This window comes from Pseudonocardia xinjiangensis, from assembly GCF_012911925.1.
In the GTDB taxonomy this organism is placed as follows: domain Bacteria; phylum Actinomycetota; class Actinomycetes; order Mycobacteriales; family Pseudonocardiaceae; genus Pseudonocardia; species Pseudonocardia xinjiangensis.
The window spans coordinates 1-16,604 of record NZ_JAAXKY010000089.1 but is presented as its reverse complement, the minus strand read 5'-3'; the positions used below and the strand labels follow the sequence as shown (position 1 = coordinate 16,604).

Below are 16,604 nucleotides of genomic sequence, written 5' to 3'. Positions count from 1 at the left end.
CTAGGAGAGTAAGACCTTCGGGTAGGCCATCTCGTCGTCGTCGGTCAGCGGGCGGGTGCGGTCCTCGGGCCCGGACGGCTCGCGGTCTGCGCGGGCCCAGCGCGCGACGAGGGCGAGCACCGCGAGCACGACCGGCAGCTCCCCGAGCGCCCACGCCAGCACCGCGCCCAGCCGTTGGTCGGCGAGCAGGTCGGGGACGTACGGCAGGCTCAGTGCCCCGTAGAAGCCTGCGGCGACGGGCGTGGCCTGGCCCAGCAGCCACGCCCCGAACCCCGCGTGCAGCGCCATCACGGCGAAGACCATGACGATGCGGCCGATCGCGGGCAGCCCTCGGCCGGGCAGGCTGTGGCCGAGCACGGGCCAGAACAGCGCCAGGCCGGTGGAGAAGAACGCCGTGTCCATCGCCAGGTGCGCCCAGTGCTGCTGCACGATCGCGGCGTACAGCCCGGTGGGGTAGAGCCCGAACAGGGTGATCGCGACGGCCACCCAGGCCACGGCGGGGTTGCGCACGAACCGGATCACCGGGGCGTCGAGCAGGCTGACCAGACGCGCCGCGGTGCCGGGCCGGACCACCCGCAGGGCGAGGGTCACGCCGTGACCGAGGACGAGCAGCACCGGAGCGAAGCTCGCGAGCAGCATGTGCTGCACCATGTGGACGCTGAAGACGGCCTCCGCGTACGTGGCGATGCCCGACGAGGTCGCGACGAGCAGCGTGGCGCAGCCCGCGAGCCACATCACCGTGCGGCCGGCGGGCCAGCTGCCGCCGGAACGCCGGAGCCTGCGCACTCCCACGAGGTAGGCGGCGGCCCCGATGAGCGCGAGCGGGCCGAACACGAGGTCCGGACGCCAGCGCAGCGCCAGGTCGAGGGCCGTGAGGTGCGGCGGGAGGTCGTAGCCGATGAGGTAGACGAACCGGCTGGCCTCGTAGTCGGTCTCGCCGGGGGGCGGCACGCGCGCCAGCGCGGTGCCGGTGGCGGACGCGACCCCGAGCAGCAGCAGCTCGACGACGACGAGCCGCAGCGCCGCGTGCCGCCCCGCTCCCGCCGGGCCGATCGTCGTCCCGAGCTTCCGGACGGTCCCGGCGAGCACCACCACCGCCACCGCACCGGCCACGGAGAGCAGCCCGAACCCGCTCGTGAGGACGTCCGAGAGCCGCAGCGCGTACGAGGCCGACACCACGCCGGACGCCGTGACCACGACGAGCGACCCGAGCGCGACCGCGCGATGGCGGCGCAGCACCACCTCGGCGCCCGGGCGGTACCGGACCAGGTGCATCGCCGCGGCGGCGGTGCTGCCGAGCCACAGCACCGAACCGAGGACGTGCAGGGCGACCGCGTCACCGGCGATGTCGTGGGAGCGCTGGGCGTTCGTCGCGGCCGTGAGCGTGAGGGGCAGCAGCGCGGCCACGGCCAGCACGAGCAGCCCGACGGCGCTGCGCCACGAGAGCGCGACGGCCGCGAGCCCGGCCACGACGAGCGCGGCGAGCGTCGAGGCGGCCCACCCGCCTGCCTGCTCCACCTGCGTGACGCCGGCGGCGAGCACGTCGAGGCGACCGATGAGCACACCGGGCCCGACCCCGCTGTTCTCCGCGACCAGCAGCCACGTGACCACCGCCGACGCCACGGCCTGCACGACCGACCAGCGGGCGGCCGCGCGCAGGCCGGAGTACCCGGCGGGCGAGACGAGCCCGTGCGGCTCGCCCGGTGCCAGCACGGCCGCGAGCAGCAGGTTCCCGACGGTGAGCGCGGCCGCTCCCACCGCCACCACCCGCGCCGCCGGCAGTCCCGCGTCCACCAGCGGGCCCAGGTCCCGCAGCCCGTACTGCACCGCGACGCTGGGGGCGAACGCCGCGACCAGCACTCCCGTCAGCGCCGCCGCCACCAGCACGCCGGTGGCCACGGCCGGGGTGGCGCGGGCTCCCGCCGTCATACCGGCCCGCCGACGGCATCGACCGTCCTGCCCTCGGTGGGCCGGAAGCTGCGCAGCCGCAGGCTGTGGGTCACCACGAACACCGAGGACAGCGCCATCGCCGCGGCCGCGACGATCGGGCTGAGCAGGCCCACCACGGCCAGGGGCAGCGCGGCGGTGTTGTACCCGAAGGCCCACCAGAGGTTGCCGCGGATGGTGCGGTGGGTCCGGCGCGCGAGCTCCACGGCGTCGGCGACCACGAGGAGGTCCTCGCGGCCGAGGACGATGTCGGCCGCCTCGATCGCGGCGTCGGTGCCCTCCCCGACGGCCATGCCCAGGTCGGCCGCGGCGAGCGCGGCGGCGTCGTTGACCCCGTCGCCGACGACCGCGACGCTGCGGCCCTGCTCCTGCAGCCGCCGCACCACGTCGACCTTGCCCTCGGGCAGCACCTCGGCGACGACCTCGTCGATGCCCACCTCGGCCGCGACGGTGGCCGCGGTGCGGGCGTTGTCGCCGGTCACCAGCACCGGGTGCAGCCCCAGCCCGCGCAGGGCGGCCACGGCGGCGGCACTCGTGGGCCGCACCGTGTCGGCCACGGCGAGCACCCCCTGCGCGGAGCCGCCCCACCCGACCAGGACCACCGTGACACCGCGCGCCTCCAGCTCGTCGCGGGCGGCGTCCAGGTCCGGCGGCACCTGTAGCCCCTGCTCGGAGAACAGCTGCGACCGGCCCACCACCACGTGCTCGCCGTGGACGAGCCCGCGGGCGCCCAGGCCGGCGTGCGCGGCGAAGTCGGTCACCGCGGGCAGCGGCTGGGCCTGCGCGGATGCGGCCGCGGTGATCGCCGCGGCGATGGGGTGCTCCGAGGCCGCCTCGACCGCACCGGCCATGGCGAGCAGCCGGGCGCGGTCGACGCCGGGAACGGTCCGCACGTCCGCGAGCCGCATGCGCCCCTCGGTGAGGGTGCCGGTCTTGTCGAGCACGATGGTGTCCACCGCGCGCGTGGCCTCCAGGGCACGGGGCCCCTTGATGAACACGCCGAGCTGGGCCCCGCGCCCGGTGCCGACCAGCACCGCGGTGGGGGTGGCCAGGCCCAGCGCGCACGGGCACGCCACCACGAGCACGGCCACCGCGGCGGTGACGGCCTGCCCCGCCGGGTGCCCGCTGACGAGCCAGCCGACCAGCGTGAGCACGGCGAGCACCAGCACCGCGGGCACGAACACGCCGGCCACCCGGTCGGCCAGCCGCTGCGCGCCCGCCTTGCCCTCCTGCGCCCGCTGGACGAGCCGCGCCATCCGGGCGAGCTGGGTGTCGGCCCCCACGCGGGTGGCCCGCAGCACCAGCCGTCCACCGGAGTTCACGGCCCCGCCCGCGACCGCGTCACCGGGCACGACCTCCCGCGGCACGGGCTCGCCGGTCACCATGCTGACGTCCAGCGCGGAGCTGCCGTCCGTCACGACGGCGTCGGTGGCGACGGTCTCCCCCGGCCGCACCACGAACCGGTCCCCCACCTCCAGCTCCGACACCGGGACGCGCCGCGGGCCGTCCTCGCGGAGCACCTCGACGTCCTTGGCGGCCGCCTCCAGCAGGGCCCGCAACGCCGATCCGGCCGACCGCTTGGCCCGCGCCTCGAAGTAGCGCCCGGCGAGCAGGAACGTCGTCACGCCCGCGGCGACGTCGAGGTAGAGCGCGTGGCCGCTGCCGGACAGCACGGACAGGCCCTGTCCCAGGCCGGGTTCGACCGTCCGGTCGGCGATCATGACCCACAGCGACCAGGCCGTGGCGGCGAGGATCCCGACCGAGACGAGGGTGTCCATCGAGGCCGCGCCGCGACGCGCCCCCGCCAGGGCCGCGCGGTGGAACGGCAGCGCGCACCAGCCGACGACGGGCGCGGCCAGCACCAGCAGGACCCACTGCCAGCCGGGGAAACGCAGCTCCCCGAACAGCGACAGGGCGAGCGAGAGGTCGCAGATCGGCACCGCCAGGACCGCAGCGACCGCGAGCCGCCTGCGCAGGTCGACGACCCGGCGCTGGTGGTCGCTGCCGTCGTCGGCCACGGCGACGTCGTCGATCCGCCTGGCCGTGTAGCCGGCCCGCTCGACCTGCTCGATCAGCGTGCGCGGGTCGAGGTCCTCGGGACACTGCACCCGGGCGCGCTCGGTGGCGAAGTTGACGGTGGCCTGCACGGCGTCGAGCTTGTTCAGCTTGCGCTCGACCCGGGTGGCGCAGGCGGCGCACGTCATCCCGCCGACGAGGATCTCGTACTGCCGCAGGTCGGCGACCTGGCCGGAGGCGGTGCCGGGCGAGGCGTCCGCGGTCATGATCGATGCTCCTCGTCACGGGTGTGCAGCGCGGCCAGCGCTGCGTTGTAGGCCTGCAGCGCGCGCTCGTCGGCATCGACGTCACCGCTCGCGCCGTCGGCGGGCACGGCATCGGCCCCGAGCAGCGTGCGGTGCCGCACCCCCTCGATCCACCGGCCGAGCCCCTGCTCCTGGCCCTGGGAGGTGCCCCACCGCACCGCGACGGCCACCATCAGCACCAGCATCAGGACGTCGCCGCCGAACCACATGATCGCTCCGGCGGCCTCCTGGTCGGCCAGCGCGGTCGGTCCCCATCCGGGATGCGCGGCGGCGTAGGCGGGCGCCAGCGGCCGCGGGGTGAGCATCAGGACCACCCCCGTGAGGGTGTCCACGCCCATGCTGAGCGCCAGCAGCGCGAACCGGGCCAGGTGCGGCGGCGACCACGGCACCAGCTCCGCCCCGGCGAGCGGCAGGAACAGCAGGTAGCCGCTCACCAGGTAGAGCGCGAGCTCGGCCGCCCGGACCGCGGGATCCGTGACGGAGACCTGCTGGAACCCGGTGAGGTGGGTCAGGATCACCACGGCCGCGTAGAGCCCGAGGCTGCACAGTGGCGCGGTCCCCCACCGGGCCGCTCTGCTGCCGACCACCCGGTCCACGACCGACCGTGCCCGCGCGCCCCCTGCGTCGTGCACGAGACGCCACGGCTGGGCCCACACCAGCAGCACCGGCACGACCATGATCAGCAACAGGTGTTGCACCATGTGCACCCAGAACAGCACGTCGGCGAAGACGGCCACCGGCCCGTCGAGGGCCACCACCAGCACGACCACGGCACCGAGCCACGCCGTAGTACGCAGCGGGGGCCAGCGTGAGCCGTCGGCGCCCGGGCGGCGGGCGAGCAGCAGGTACGCGACCGTCACGAGGACGAGGACCAGGTCCACAGCCGGGGAGAACCGCCAGAACGCGAGTGCGCCCCACCAGCTCGGCGCGTTGTCGATCACGGTCGTGCCCCACCTCCGCCGGTCCGTCGCGCCGCGGCTGCGCGCGCGTCGAACCCACATAGTCGTCGCCGCGGGGTCATCGGTTCCCCGGTTCCGCCCGTGTCACAGGTGATCGGGGCGACATCCGGCTGCGGGGCCTGCCGACGGCGGACGGCTGGAGCCCGTGATGGTCACGCCGCGCGGCGCGCGGTCGGACGCGAGTCCTGCCGCAGGGCGGCGGGGCGCCGGATCCGGCCGGTCCACAGGGCACGCCGCTCCGTTCTCGGGGCGTCCGGGGGCAGGCCGACGAGTGCGCCGTCGCCCTCCCGGCGGTCCCGCCGCCGCAGCACCATCAGCAGCACCAGACCGAGCACCACCAGGCCGTGGCCCAGGATGCGGCCGGGATCGACGCGTCCGGCAATGAGGTCGAGCACGCTCAGCCCCGCCAGCACCGCGACGAACGACCCGATGACCGGCAGCAGCCCCGACAGCCGGGGGGCCGCGGTGGCCGCCCACAGGAACCCGACGGCGAGCGCCAGGTTCCACGCCGCGCTCTCGTGCGCCACATGCATCGCGCTGGCGCCCCCCACCTCCATCGCGTCGTGCATCGCGAACGTGCCCGCGGTGGCGATCCCGCTCACCGCCAGTGCTCCCTGCGCCAGACCGACCGCGCCGAGCGCGAGCCGGACGGCGTCGGCGCGGCGTTCCCGGCGGGTGGGTGCCGCGGCGAGCACCGCGGCGACCAGGTCCGGACCGGGTTCCGCCAGGCCGGTGCGGGCGAGGCGGGTGACCTGGGCCGCCCGGTCGAGGAAGGACCGGCAGTCCGGGCACGTCGCCGTGTGCTCGTCGACGGCCGTCGCCTCGCCCGGATCGTCCTCGCCGTCGAGCAGGGCGGAGATCGCCTGGCGGCAGTCCTGGCATCGCATGTACTGGTGGTCGTCCGGACCCGCCCGGCGGTTCCCGCGGATCGGGGAGCTACCGTGCGGGCATGGCCGACGGCGTGGACGACGCCCGGATCACCGCATGGGCCCTCGCCGCAGGCCGCGGCGACCGGGCCGCGCTCGCTGCATTCGTCCGCGCGACGCAGCGCGACGTCCACCGTTTCGTCGCCCACATCAGCGGTCCCGGTGAGGCGGAGGACCTGACGCAGGAGACCTACCTGCGGGCCCTGGCCTCGCTGCCCCGGTTCGCCGGCCGGTCCTCGGCCCGCACCTGGCTGCTGTCGATCGCCCGGCGCACCGCAGCCGACGCGGTCCGCACCGCCACCCGCCGCCCCCGCACGACCGGCGTGGACGACTGGAACGCCGTCGTCGGCGAGCGGATCCGGTCGGCGCGGTCGGCTGCCGACGAGGCCGTGGTGCTCGGGCTGCTGGTCGACCAGCTCGAACCCCGCAGGCGCGAGGCGTTCGTGCTCACCCAGGTGCTCGACCTCGACTACGCGGAGGCCGCCGCGGTCTGCGACTGCCCGATCGGCACGATCCGGTCCCGGGTGGCACGGGCGCGGGAGGACCTGATGACCGCGATGGATCCCGTGCGCGACAGCCGCCGACGGCGCTCCGGCGGCGTGTGAGCGGACGGGGCCTGCCTCACGCCGAGGCGATCGGCTCGACGGTCCCCGCCCGCGGCCCGGGGTCCTGCGGGCGCACGTCCGTGCAGAGCGCGAGGAAGTTGCGCACGAGAGGGTCCGGGTCGCCGAGCCACGCAGCCGCCATCGTCAGCCGCATCCGGGTGCCGAGCAGCGGGACGCAGACGACGCCGGGCTGGGCGACCCGCCGCCCCGACCGCGGGACGAAACACACGCCGAGGCCGCTCGCGACCAGGCCGATCGCCACGTGGGTGCGGTCGACCTCATGGCTGATCCGGGCGCTGAACCCCGCCGCGGCGCACTGGGCGACGTAGTAGTCGTGCAGCTCCGGTTCCTGGGAGCGGGCAATCAGGATGAGGTCGGTGTCGGCGAGCTCGGCGAGGTGCACGGCCTCCCGGTCCGCCAGCCTGCTGCCCTCGGGCACCGCGAGCATCACCGGTTCCGACCGCACCGTGACCAGCGACAGCTCGCTCACCGGCTCGATCGGCAGCCGCACGAAGGCGATGTGCACGCGCCGGCTGCGGACGGCGTTGACGGCCTCGATGTTGTGCATCTCCTCCAGGGCGAGCCGCACCCCCGGATGCCGGACGCGGAACGCGCGCAGAACCGGAGGGAGCAGGTCGTAGAGGGCGGGGGCGATGAAGCCGACCCGGAGCATCCCCGTGCTGCCCCGGCCGGCCGAACGCGCCCGCTCCACGGCCCCGTCGGCCTGCGTCAGCAGCCGGCGCGCGTCCTCGAGCAGGGCGACCCCGGCGGTGGTCAGCACGACCTGGCGCTTGTCGCGTTCGAACAGGAGGACCCCGAGCTCCTTCTCCAGCGCCGAGATCTGCTTGCTCAGCGCGGGCTGGGCCACGAAGACCCGCTGCGCCGCCCGCCCGAAGTGCAGTTCCTCGGCAAGAGCGACGAAGGAGCGCAGATGCCTCAGCTCCATCGTCACCGCCCCTCTGCCGCGTGCAGATCACAGCACGGGAGGCGGGTGCGGCGCCACGGGGCTGCACTCATTCCGGGTGGGCATCACAAGCCTCGCAACCGTTATTTCCGGTCGCGTCCGGTATACGCCGAGAGTAGTGACCGTGACCACCGTGGACGTTGGTACCGGACTCTCCGCACTGCTCGACGACGACGCCGCGCTCGCCGCCGCCGTCGCGGGTGCGGAGCTGCCCGCTCTGCTGCCGGCCCTGGCCCACCTGACAGGTGACCTCACGCTGGTCGCGGACGAGCTGCGCCCGCCGCTGCGCCTGCGCCCCGACATGGTGGAACCGCAGGGCGGGATGTCCGAGGCGGCCCAGGAGCTGGGCCGCCGTCGCGCGCTCGCCGCTCTGGCGGCCTTCCGCGACGGCGGGGCGGTGCCCGCGCCCGAACCCGACGACGACACCCTGCGCCGCCTCATGCGGTTCGTCGCCGGTGACGTGGCCGACGACTACCTGCCGCTGATGTCCCACGAGCTCGGTCTGCCGCTGGACGCGGGTGCGCCGGGCTGGACCGTCGAGCAGGTGGCACCCGGGCGCACCGTCGAGGTGGTGGTGATCGGCGCCGGGATGTCCGGGCTGGTGACGGCACACCGGCTCCGGCAGGCCGGCGTCGAGGTGACGGTGCTGGAGCGCAACGCCGACGTGGGCGGCGTGTGGCTGGAGAACGGCTACCCCGGCGCCCGGCTCGACACCCCGAACTTCGCCTACAGCTTCTCGTTCGACCAGCGGCCGGACTGGCCGCACCAGTTCTCCGCCCGCGACGACGTCTGGGGCTACTTCCGGGACGTGGCCGACCGGTTCGACCTGCGTGGCTGCGTCCGGTTCGGGCACGAGGTGGTCGAGGCGGTGTTCGACGACGCCACGCGGCGCTGGACCGTGCGGGCGCGGCGGGCCGGCGGCCCGGACGTCGTGCTCGAGGCGGACGCCGTCGTCAGCGCGACGGGGCAGCTCAACAAGCCGAACCTCCCGGACATCCCGGGACGCGAGCGGTTCGCCGGACCGAGCTGGCACACCGCGCGGTGGCGCGACGACGTCGACCTCACCGGCAGGCGCGTCGCCGTGATCGGCACCGGGGCGAGCGCCTACCAGGTCGTCCCCTCGATCGTCGACCGCGTCGACGCCCTCAGCGTGTTCCAGCGGACCCCACCGTGGATGGTGCCGACGCCGACCTACCACGATCCGACGCCCGACGAGCAGCTCCGGCTGCTGCGCGAGCTCCCCTACTACCACCGGTGGCTGCGGTTCGTGCAGTTCTGGACCTCGGTGGAGGGCAGGCGGCCGTTCATGGAGGTCGACCCCGGCTGGGAGCACCCGATCTCGGTGTCGCCGGCCAACGAGGCACTGCGCCAGGCCCTCGTCGCCCACCTGGAGCGCCGGTTCGGCGACCGTCCCGACCTGCTCGCGAAGGTCGTGCCGGGCTACGCCCCCGGCTCGAAACGGATGATGCGCGACAACGGGGTGTGGCCCGCGGCGCTCAAGCGCGAGCACGTCGACCTGGTCACCGACGCCATCACCGAGATCACCCCCGACGGGGTGCGCACGGCCGACGGCGTCCTCCACGAGGCGGACGTCCTGATCTACGCCACGGGCTTCCGCGCGTCGGACTTCCTCGCGCCGATCACGGTCCGGGGGCGCGACGGCGCCGACCTGCACGAACGCTGGGACGGCGACGCCCGCGCCCACCTCGGCGTCCACGTGCCGGGCTTCCCCAACCTCTTCTGCGTCTTCGGCCCGAACACCGGCCTCGTGATCAACGGCAGCATCCTGCTGTTCTCCGAGATCGCGGTGCACCACATCCTGGGGTGCCTGCGGCTGCTGCTGGAGTCCGGGGCGGCGACGGTCGAGGTGCGCCGCGACGTGCACGACGCCTTCAACGAGCGGGTCGACGCCGGAAACGCACTCATGGCGTGGGGGGTGGCGACCGTCAACAGCTGGTACCGCAACGCGAAGGGCCGCGCCTCCCAGGTGTGGCCGTTCACCGTCCTCGACTACTGGCGCATGGTGCGCGAGCCCCGCCCGTCGGACTTCCACATCGAACGAGCCCCGACCCCTCAGCCCGAGGAGCGCCAGTGACCCCCTCCGCGTCTCGCAGTGCCGCGAGCCGACCCTCCGAACACACCCGTCGGGTCGCCGCGGCGACCTTCGTCGGCACCGCCATCGAGTGGTACGACTTCAACATCTACGGGGCCGCGGCCGCCCTGATCTTCGCGCCGCAGTTCTTCCCGAACTTCTCCCCGGTGGCGGCCACGCTCGCGGCGTTCGGGACCTTCGCCGTCGGGTTCCTCGCGCGCCCCATCGGCGGCATCGTGTTCGGGCACTTCGGCGACCGCCTCGGGCGCAAGCAGACCCTGGTGGTCTCGCTGCTGCTCATGGGCATCGGGACGTTCCTCATCGCGCTCCTGCCCACCTACGCCCAGATCGGGATCGCCGCACCGATCCTGCTCGTCGTCCTGCGGTTCGTGCAGGGGCTCGGCGTCGGCGGGGAGTGGGGCGGCGCGGTGCTGATGGCGATGGAGCACGCGCCCGAGGGACAGCGTGGCTACTACTCGTCGTTCCCGCAGATGGGCCTGCCGGCCGGGACGCTGCTGTCGAACCTCGTCTTCCTGGGCGTCTCGGTGGGCCTGGGCCGCGAGCAGTTCGCGGCGTGGGGCTGGCGCATCCCGTTCGTGCTGAGCGCCCTGCTCGTGGTGGTGGCACTGGTCGTCCGGCTCCGGCTCGCCGAGAGCCCCGAGTTCGCGCGCACCCGGCAACGGGGCCGGGTGCGTCGCCTTCCCGCGCTCGACGTGCTGCGGAACAACCCCGGCACCGTCGTCCTCGGGATGGGCATCACCCTCGCCCCGTCCGCGCTGGGCTACCTGCTGTCGGTGTACCTGCTCTCCTACGGCACCGGCACGGCGCACGTGCCGCAGCAGACGATGCTGCTGACGATCTCGGCGGGCTCGGTGGTGTACCTCGTGGTCGCCTACCTGACCGGCCGGGTGACCGACCGCATCGGCGCCGTGCGGATCTTCATGGTCGCCTCGGTGCTCTCGGTGCTCGTGCCGTTCGCCGTGTTCGGCCTCATGGACACCGGGGCGGTGCCCGCGGTGCTCCTCGCCATGCTGGCGATGGGCCTGGTACTGGGCCTGCTGGTGGCGGTGCAGGCGGTGATCGTGTCGCGGGCCTTCAGCACCGACGTGCGCTACACCGGTGCCTCGATGTCGTACCAGTTCGGCGCGGTGCTCGGCGGCGGGCTCACCCCGCTGCTGGCCGCCGCCATCCTCGGGGCGACCGGGTCGTCGGTGTGGGTGGCCGCCTACATCGCCGCGCTCGCCCTGCTGTCCGGGGTGTCGGTGTGGTTCCTGCCGCGTGAGGCGCCCGACGTGACCGACGGGGACGCGCTCCCCGCAGGCGCCGGGGACGAGCCCCTCCACGACGGCGGGGCCGTGCGCGCCTGAGCCGCGCCGGCCGCGCTCGTCCGCGGGCCGGGCGAGCGCGGCCGGCCCGTCGTGCCGGTCAGCGGGTCGCACCCACCGCGGCGGGCGTCCAGGACGGGTCCCGGCCGCTGAGCCCGACGAGCCGGTCGAGCGCGGGCGCGTCGTCGGGCACCGGGACCGGCGGCCCGAACAGCCCGGGCACGCCCTCCGGCCGCACGGCGGGCGCGACGAACGCGAAACACGCCTGCACGCTCGCCGGGTCGGCGTCGTAGACCTGGCCGGTGGCGCGGGCGATGTCCCAGGCGTGCAGCACGAGCTCGTCGAGCGCGACGAGCGCCATCACAGCGGCCGGCATCTCCACTCCCCCGGCGCGCGCCGTGCCCTCCCGAGCAGCGGGGTCACGCCAGGCGGCGGCGAGCGCGTCGAGCCGCTGTGGCAGGAGCCGGCGCCAGTGCGGGTCGAGCGGCGGCGCCACGGCGGGCGGCGGACCGGGATCGGACTCCTTGGCCGCCGCGCCCCGGAACGCCTCCGCGAGCCCGAGCAGGTGGCTGAGCAGGTTGCCGACGGTCGTCTCGGCGCACGGGGTGGGCGCGTCCAGCCGGTCGTCGGTGATGGCATCGAGCAGCCGCACGACGCGGTCGGCCGCGGGAGCGAGGTCGACGAAGGGTGTCATGGTCTGCAGACCGGGCCGCCCGCCGGAACTCATCGGCCGCCGGCCGTCACGCGGTGCCGTTGACCTTCAGCACCTCGATCGTGAGGACCAGCCGGGTCTGGTCCCGGCCGCCGTACCAGGGATAGGGGCCACCGAGGTAGCGCTGGGCGAGCATCTCGATGTGCTCGGCCGCTCCGTCGCTGGTGATGTCGAGGACCCGGCCGCGGACCGCGTAGTACCGGGCGATGTTGTCGGGGTCGGAGACGTTGAGGGCGACCCGCGGGTCCCGCTCGATGTTCTTGATCTTCTGGAAGCCCTGCACGCTGTTGACGAGGATGTGCTTGCCGTCCGTGTCCACCCAGGTCTGGGTGAGGTGCGGCGAGCCGTCGCCCATCGTCGTGGCGAGGTAGCAGGGGCTCGGCCGGTACAGCAGGTCGAGCAGGCCTTCGGGAATGTCCACCCCCCGAGCATTCCAGCGCACGCCTCTCCCCACTTCGGAGCCGTACTGCTGTCGTGACCCCCGTCCCGACAGCAGTACGGCTCCGTAATGCGCCTGCGTTGCCCTACGGGTGCGCGTCCGCGCGGGCGATCTCCTCCCCTGCCGCCCGCTCCACGGCGCGCAGCAGGGAGAGCACCTCGGCGGACGTGCGGGCGGGCTGGTCGTTCCAGCGCGTGAGGTCCCGGACGTGGGCGGCGCGGACCGGCGGGGCCGGGCACCAGTGGACCGGCTCGTGCTCGCTCCCGTGGAGCGTGTGCCAGGTCAGGTCGAGCGCCCGCTGCACCGGCTGGCTCCGTACGGCGGCCGGGCCGCCGCCCGCCTGCACGATCGCGCCGACGAGACAGGCTCCGGTGATCGGCCGGTCGCCCATCCGCTGCAGGGTGGCCGCGGTGACCGTGCGGTGCTCGCCATGCTCGTCGCGGTAGGCGAACCAGCCGTGCTGGACCCACCCCGACCCGACCACGGCGCGGGCGGCGCCGACGAGTGCGCGGATGTGGTGGAGCTCGGCCAGGTGCGCGGCCCGGCGGTCCTCGCCTGCCAGGCGGCGCTGCTCCCGTCGGCGGTCCCACCACGGGTGGCGGCCCACTCTGGGGCGCACCTGCGTGGATCGAGGGACGGTCAGTTCGGGTGTCGGTGTCACGACCACTCCTCCCGGGCTGGTCCAGGCCGGGCGTACGACGGTCCGGCCCAGGCTAGTACGGCACCGGCGCCGGGGTCAGCTGACGGATGCTGCGAGCACGGCGGGTGATCCGTCCGGTTCCCCCGACGGGCCCCGCGGCCTACGCGAGACGACGGGCCGGACGGGCTACTCTGAGCTGGTTCTGAACCGGACACCGTTCCGCTGCGAAGAAGCTGACGTGAGGATCCCGCTGGTGGCCGATGCCCCCGACACGCGTGAGGGGTCGAGTCTGCCGAACCGCCGCGGAGGCGGGTCGCCGACCACCGGCGAGCCCGACGTACCTGACGGGGATCTCGTCCTGTCCGTCGCGAACGGGGTCGAGTCCGGGCTGGCCGGTCTGTACGACCGGTACGGTCGGCGGGCCTACTCGCTCGCTCGCCGCATCTGTGCCGACGACGGCCTGGCCGAGGACGTGGTGCAGGAGGCCTTCCTGGCCTTCTGGCGCGACCCGCACCGCTTCGACCCCGCCCGCGGCAGCTTCGGGACCTGGATCCTGACCCTCGTGCACCACAAGTCCGTCGACGCGGTGCGCCGCGAGAGCGCGATCCGTCGGCGCACCGTGCCGGCGGCCGAGGAAGGGCAGGAGTGGTCGGCCCCACCGGCGCCGGGTGCCGACCACGGCGCGCTGCGCTCTGTGGAGGCCGGGCAGGTCCGCACCGCGCTCGGGGGGCTCCCCACCGACCAGCGGCAGGCGCTCGCACTGGCCTACTTCGGCGGCTACACCCAGCGGGAGGTTGCTGCGATGACCGGGGTCCCGCTGGGCACGGTGAAGTCGCGGATGTTCAGCGGGATGCAGCGCCTGCGGGGCGTCCTCGCCCCGCTGCTCGACGGCGGCTCCGACACCACCCGCACCGACAACGCCGGCACCACGGGTGATGCCCGATGAGCGCCGACGAGCAGCAGTCCTGCGCGATGAACGAGCACGCGGTCGGCTGGGCGCTGCACGCGCTCGAACCCGACGACGAACTGGCGATGGAAGCCCACCTCCCGACCTGCGAGTCCTGCCGCGAGATGGTGCGCGACACCGAGCTGATCATGGGCGGCCTGGCCGACACCGCGGAGCAGACCGACCCGCCGCCACGGCTGCGCGACAACATCCTGGCCCAGGCCGCCGAGACACCGCAGGTGCGCCCGCCGGCCCCCCGGGAACGCGAACCCGAGGACCCGCCGCGGCGGGCGCCCGTCAGGCCGGATGTCGGCCTGCCGGCCCCCTCCGACACCGGGGCCCGTCGCCGTCCGACGTGGGCGACCATCGGACGGCGACGCCTCGTCGCCGCCGTCGTGGTGCTGGTGGCCGTGCTGGGCGTGGGTGGCCTGGCCGTCTACGCGGCGCAGCTGCAGCAGCAGCGCGACGCCGAGATCGCGCAATCGCAGTCGCTGGCCGACATCGTCACGCAGCTGGATCAGCCCGGCACCACCCATGCCACGCTGAGCACCACGTCGGGCGATCCGGTCGCGGCCGTGCTCACCACCGCATCGGACCGCACGGTCGTGACCACCGGCGTCGTCCCGAACAACCGCTCCGACTCGATCTACGTCCTGTGGGGGATCGACGGCGGGCCCCCGCAGCCGGTGGGCATGTTCGACGTCACCGCACCCGGACCGGGTGTCCACAGCATCGGGCCCGCCGTCGGCGCCCCGGCCTTCTCCGCCTACGCGATCTCGCTCGAGCCCGGCCGGGCCATGCCCACCATGCCCACCACCGTCGTTGCCACCGGCCCCGTGCAGACCTGACCAATCGTCCCGGGAGGTCCCGCAAGCAGCCGAACCGGACAGGCGTGACGCGCGAACGCTCGTCGTGAACCCGACCGCCCCGCCCGCGCAGCCGCTCCGCACACCGCGAGCCGCCATCCCGCGGGTCGCCGCCGCAGCGGAGGCGGTGCTGGCGGTGGGTGCCGCGCTCGGGGCCGGGCATCTCGTGGCGGCGCTGATCTCCCCGGCGTCCTCGCCGTTCCTGGCCGTGGGGGACGTCGTCATCCGGTTCTCCCCGCAGTTCCTCACCGAGTTCGCCAAGACCACGTTCGGTACCGCCGACAAGCCGGTGCTGCTCGGGGGGATGGCCGTGGTCATCGCGGTCGTCGCCGTGGCTGCGGGCCTGGCGTCGGTCCGCCGCCCGGCGCCGGGGATCGGCGTCATCGGCGGCCTGGGGCTGCTCGGTCTCCTCGCGGTGGTCACCGGGCCGGCGTTCACCTGGGTCGACCTGGCGGCGCCCGCCGCGGCGCTGGTGGTGGGTGTCGACGCGTTCCGCGGGCTGCACGCACTCGCGACCCGCGCCTACGTCCCAGCAGCCGGTGGTGACGGCAACCAGGCAGTCTCCCGGCGCATCTTGCTACTCGGATCGTCGGCCGCCGTGGCGGTGGTGTCACTCGCCGCCGGTGGCGTCGGCCAGCTCCTCAGCGGCGGGGTGGGCGACTCGCGCCGGACGGTGACCGACCGGCTGGCCCGCGCCCGCCTCGTCGAGCGGGCTCCGGCGATCCCGCCACGCGCCGCGTTCCCCGAGCTGGGCACCCCGACCTTCCTCACCGCGAACCCGGACTTCTACCGGATCGACGTGGCGTTGCGGGTGCCGGCGCAGCGGGCCGAGGACTGGTCGATGCGCATCCACGGCATGGTCGACAACGAGATCGTCCTGACCTTCGACGACCTGCTCGCCCGTCCCCTGGTGGAGCGGACCATCACCCTGACCTGCGTCTCCAACCCCGTGGGCGGCCCGCTGATCTCCACCGCGAACTTCATCGGCGTCGACCTGCGCGACCTCCTGCTCGAAGCGGGTGTCCGGCCAGGGGCCGACCAGCTCTACTCCACCAGCGTCGACGGCTGGTACACGGGCACGCCCACCGAGGTCGTGCTCGAACCCGGCCGCGGCGCGCTGCTGGCGATCGGCATGAACGGCGAGGCACTCCCGCCCGAGCACGGCTTTCCGGTGCGCATGCTCGTGCCCGGCCTGTACGGCTACGTCTCCGGCACGAAGTGGCTCACCGACCTGGAGCTCACGACGTTCAGCGCCGATTCCGGCTACTGGCTCGAACGCGGCTGGGCGCAGAAGGCCCCCATCAAGACCCAGTGCCGCATCGACACCCCCCGCGGGTTCGCCACCGCCGCGCGCGGACGCGTCACGGTGGCCGGGACCGCCTGGTCGCAACCCACGGGCGTGAGCAGGGTGGAGGTCCGCATGGACGGCGGGGCGTGGCAGGACGCCGAGCTCGCCACCGAGGTCAACGCCGACACCTGGCGGATGTGGCGCGCCTCGTTCGATCTCCCGCCCGGCAGCCACACCGTGCAGGCCCGCGCCACCGACAAGAACGGCGTCGGCCAGACCGAAATGCGGGCCGAGCCGATTCCGGACGGCGCGTCCGGCTGGCCCGCCACCATTTTCACGGTCGCCTGAGACTCACCGAGAAAATCTCTCCGGGACCGAACCGATGCCGTCCGGAATGCGAATGCTCTCCGAGCCCGGAATGACCGGGCAGATTCGAGGAGGCAACACCGTGCGCAAGACCCAGCGAATGGCCGCCGTCGGCGCCCTGGCCGTCCTGACCGTGACCCTCGCCGCCTGCGGCGGCTCCGAGGAGCCGGCCGGCCCTCCCCCCGCCGCAGCCGGTGCGGACGACATC

General features: G+C 74.5%; 14 protein-coding genes. 6 read left to right on the top strand and 8 right to left on the bottom strand.

From position 1 onward, the window contains the following. The 4 genes from HF577_RS23900 to HF577_RS23885 form a co-directional block, all read right to left on the bottom strand. Positions 1-1,929 carry a cytochrome c oxidase assembly protein gene (locus tag HF577_RS23900; RefSeq protein ID WP_169398180.1) on the bottom strand — a complete coding sequence of 643 codons (1,929 nt, stop codon included), beginning with the start codon at positions 1,927-1,929 and terminating at the stop codon, positions 1-3. Next, positions 1,926-4,229: a heavy metal translocating P-type ATPase gene (locus tag HF577_RS23895; RefSeq protein WP_169398179.1), complete on the bottom strand. Its 2,304-nt coding sequence runs from the start codon at positions 4,227-4,229 to the stop codon at positions 1,926-1,928. Before HF577_RS23895 ends, HF577_RS23900 begins: the two co-directional genes overlap by 4 nt. Continuing rightward, on the bottom strand, positions 4,226-5,209 hold the full coding sequence (locus tag HF577_RS23890; protein WP_169398178.1) for a cytochrome c oxidase assembly protein: 984 nt from the start codon (positions 5,207-5,209) through the stop codon (positions 4,226-4,228). The genes HF577_RS23895 and HF577_RS23890 overlap by 4 nt, the downstream gene beginning before the upstream one ends. 170 nt (positions 5,210-5,379) lie before the next feature. Next, entirely contained in the window at positions 5,380-6,114 is a 735-nt protein-coding gene (locus HF577_RS23885) for a zf-HC2 domain-containing protein (RefSeq protein WP_169398177.1), read from the bottom strand. Between the two features lie 62 nt (positions 6,115-6,176). Between HF577_RS23885 and HF577_RS23880 the strand changes: the two genes are divergently transcribed. Beyond that, positions 6,177-6,758, top strand: coding sequence for a sigma-70 family RNA polymerase sigma factor (locus tag HF577_RS23880; protein WP_169398176.1), 582 nt, complete (start codon positions 6,177-6,179; stop codon positions 6,756-6,758). A gap of 16 nt (positions 6,759-6,774) precedes the next feature. Here the strand turns inward: HF577_RS23880 and HF577_RS23875 are convergent, their stop codons facing one another. Further along, entirely contained in the window at positions 6,775-7,704 is a 930-nt protein-coding gene (locus tag HF577_RS23875) for a LysR family transcriptional regulator (protein ID WP_169398175.1), read from the bottom strand. A gap of 142 nt (positions 7,705-7,846) precedes the next feature. Between HF577_RS23875 and HF577_RS23870 the strand changes: the two genes are divergently transcribed. Next, entirely contained in the window at positions 7,847-9,817 is a 1,971-nt protein-coding gene (locus tag HF577_RS23870) for a flavin-containing monooxygenase (RefSeq protein WP_169398174.1), read from the top strand. Continuing rightward, positions 9,814-11,181, top strand: coding sequence for an MFS transporter (locus tag HF577_RS23865; protein WP_169398173.1), 1,368 nt, complete (start codon positions 9,814-9,816; stop codon positions 11,179-11,181). The genes HF577_RS23870 and HF577_RS23865 overlap by 4 nt, the downstream gene beginning before the upstream one ends. 58 nt (positions 11,182-11,239) lie before the next feature. On the opposite strand, the gene HF577_RS23860 is transcribed toward HF577_RS23865, so the two are convergent. The 3 genes from HF577_RS23860 to HF577_RS23850 all read right to left on the bottom strand — a co-directional run bounded on the left by HF577_RS23860 (position 11,240) and on the right by HF577_RS23850 (position 12,951). Continuing rightward, positions 11,240-11,833: a TIGR03086 family metal-binding protein gene (locus HF577_RS23860; RefSeq protein WP_169398172.1), complete on the bottom strand. Its 594-nt coding sequence runs from the start codon at positions 11,831-11,833 to the stop codon at positions 11,240-11,242. A gap of 46 nt (positions 11,834-11,879) precedes the next feature. Beyond that, on the bottom strand, positions 11,880-12,272 hold the full coding sequence (locus HF577_RS23855; RefSeq protein WP_169398171.1) for a TIGR03618 family F420-dependent PPOX class oxidoreductase: 393 nt from the start codon (positions 12,270-12,272) through the stop codon (positions 11,880-11,882). A gap of 103 nt (positions 12,273-12,375) precedes the next feature. Then, positions 12,376-12,951, bottom strand: a complete 576-nt coding sequence (locus HF577_RS23850; protein ID WP_246267087.1) for a DUF6197 family protein — start codon at positions 12,949-12,951, stop codon at positions 12,376-12,378. 217 nt (positions 12,952-13,168) lie between these two features. Between HF577_RS23850 and HF577_RS38660 the strand changes: the two genes are divergently transcribed. From HF577_RS38660 to HF577_RS23835, 3 genes are all read left to right on the top strand, one after another. Beyond that, on the top strand, positions 13,169-13,876 hold the full coding sequence (locus tag HF577_RS38660; RefSeq protein WP_312859334.1) for an RNA polymerase sigma factor: 708 nt from the start codon (positions 13,169-13,171) through the stop codon (positions 13,874-13,876). Continuing rightward, positions 13,873-14,724, top strand: coding sequence for an anti-sigma factor (locus HF577_RS23840; protein ID WP_169398168.1), 852 nt, complete (start codon positions 13,873-13,875; stop codon positions 14,722-14,724). The genes HF577_RS38660 and HF577_RS23840 overlap by 4 nt, the downstream gene beginning before the upstream one ends. 64 nt (positions 14,725-14,788) lie before the next feature. Further along, positions 14,789-16,378 (top strand): molybdopterin-dependent oxidoreductase, encoded by a 1,590-nt coding sequence (locus tag HF577_RS23835; RefSeq protein ID WP_312859333.1) that lies wholly within the window; start codon positions 14,789-14,791, stop codon positions 16,376-16,378. Positions 16,379-16,604: the final 226 nt, after the last annotated feature.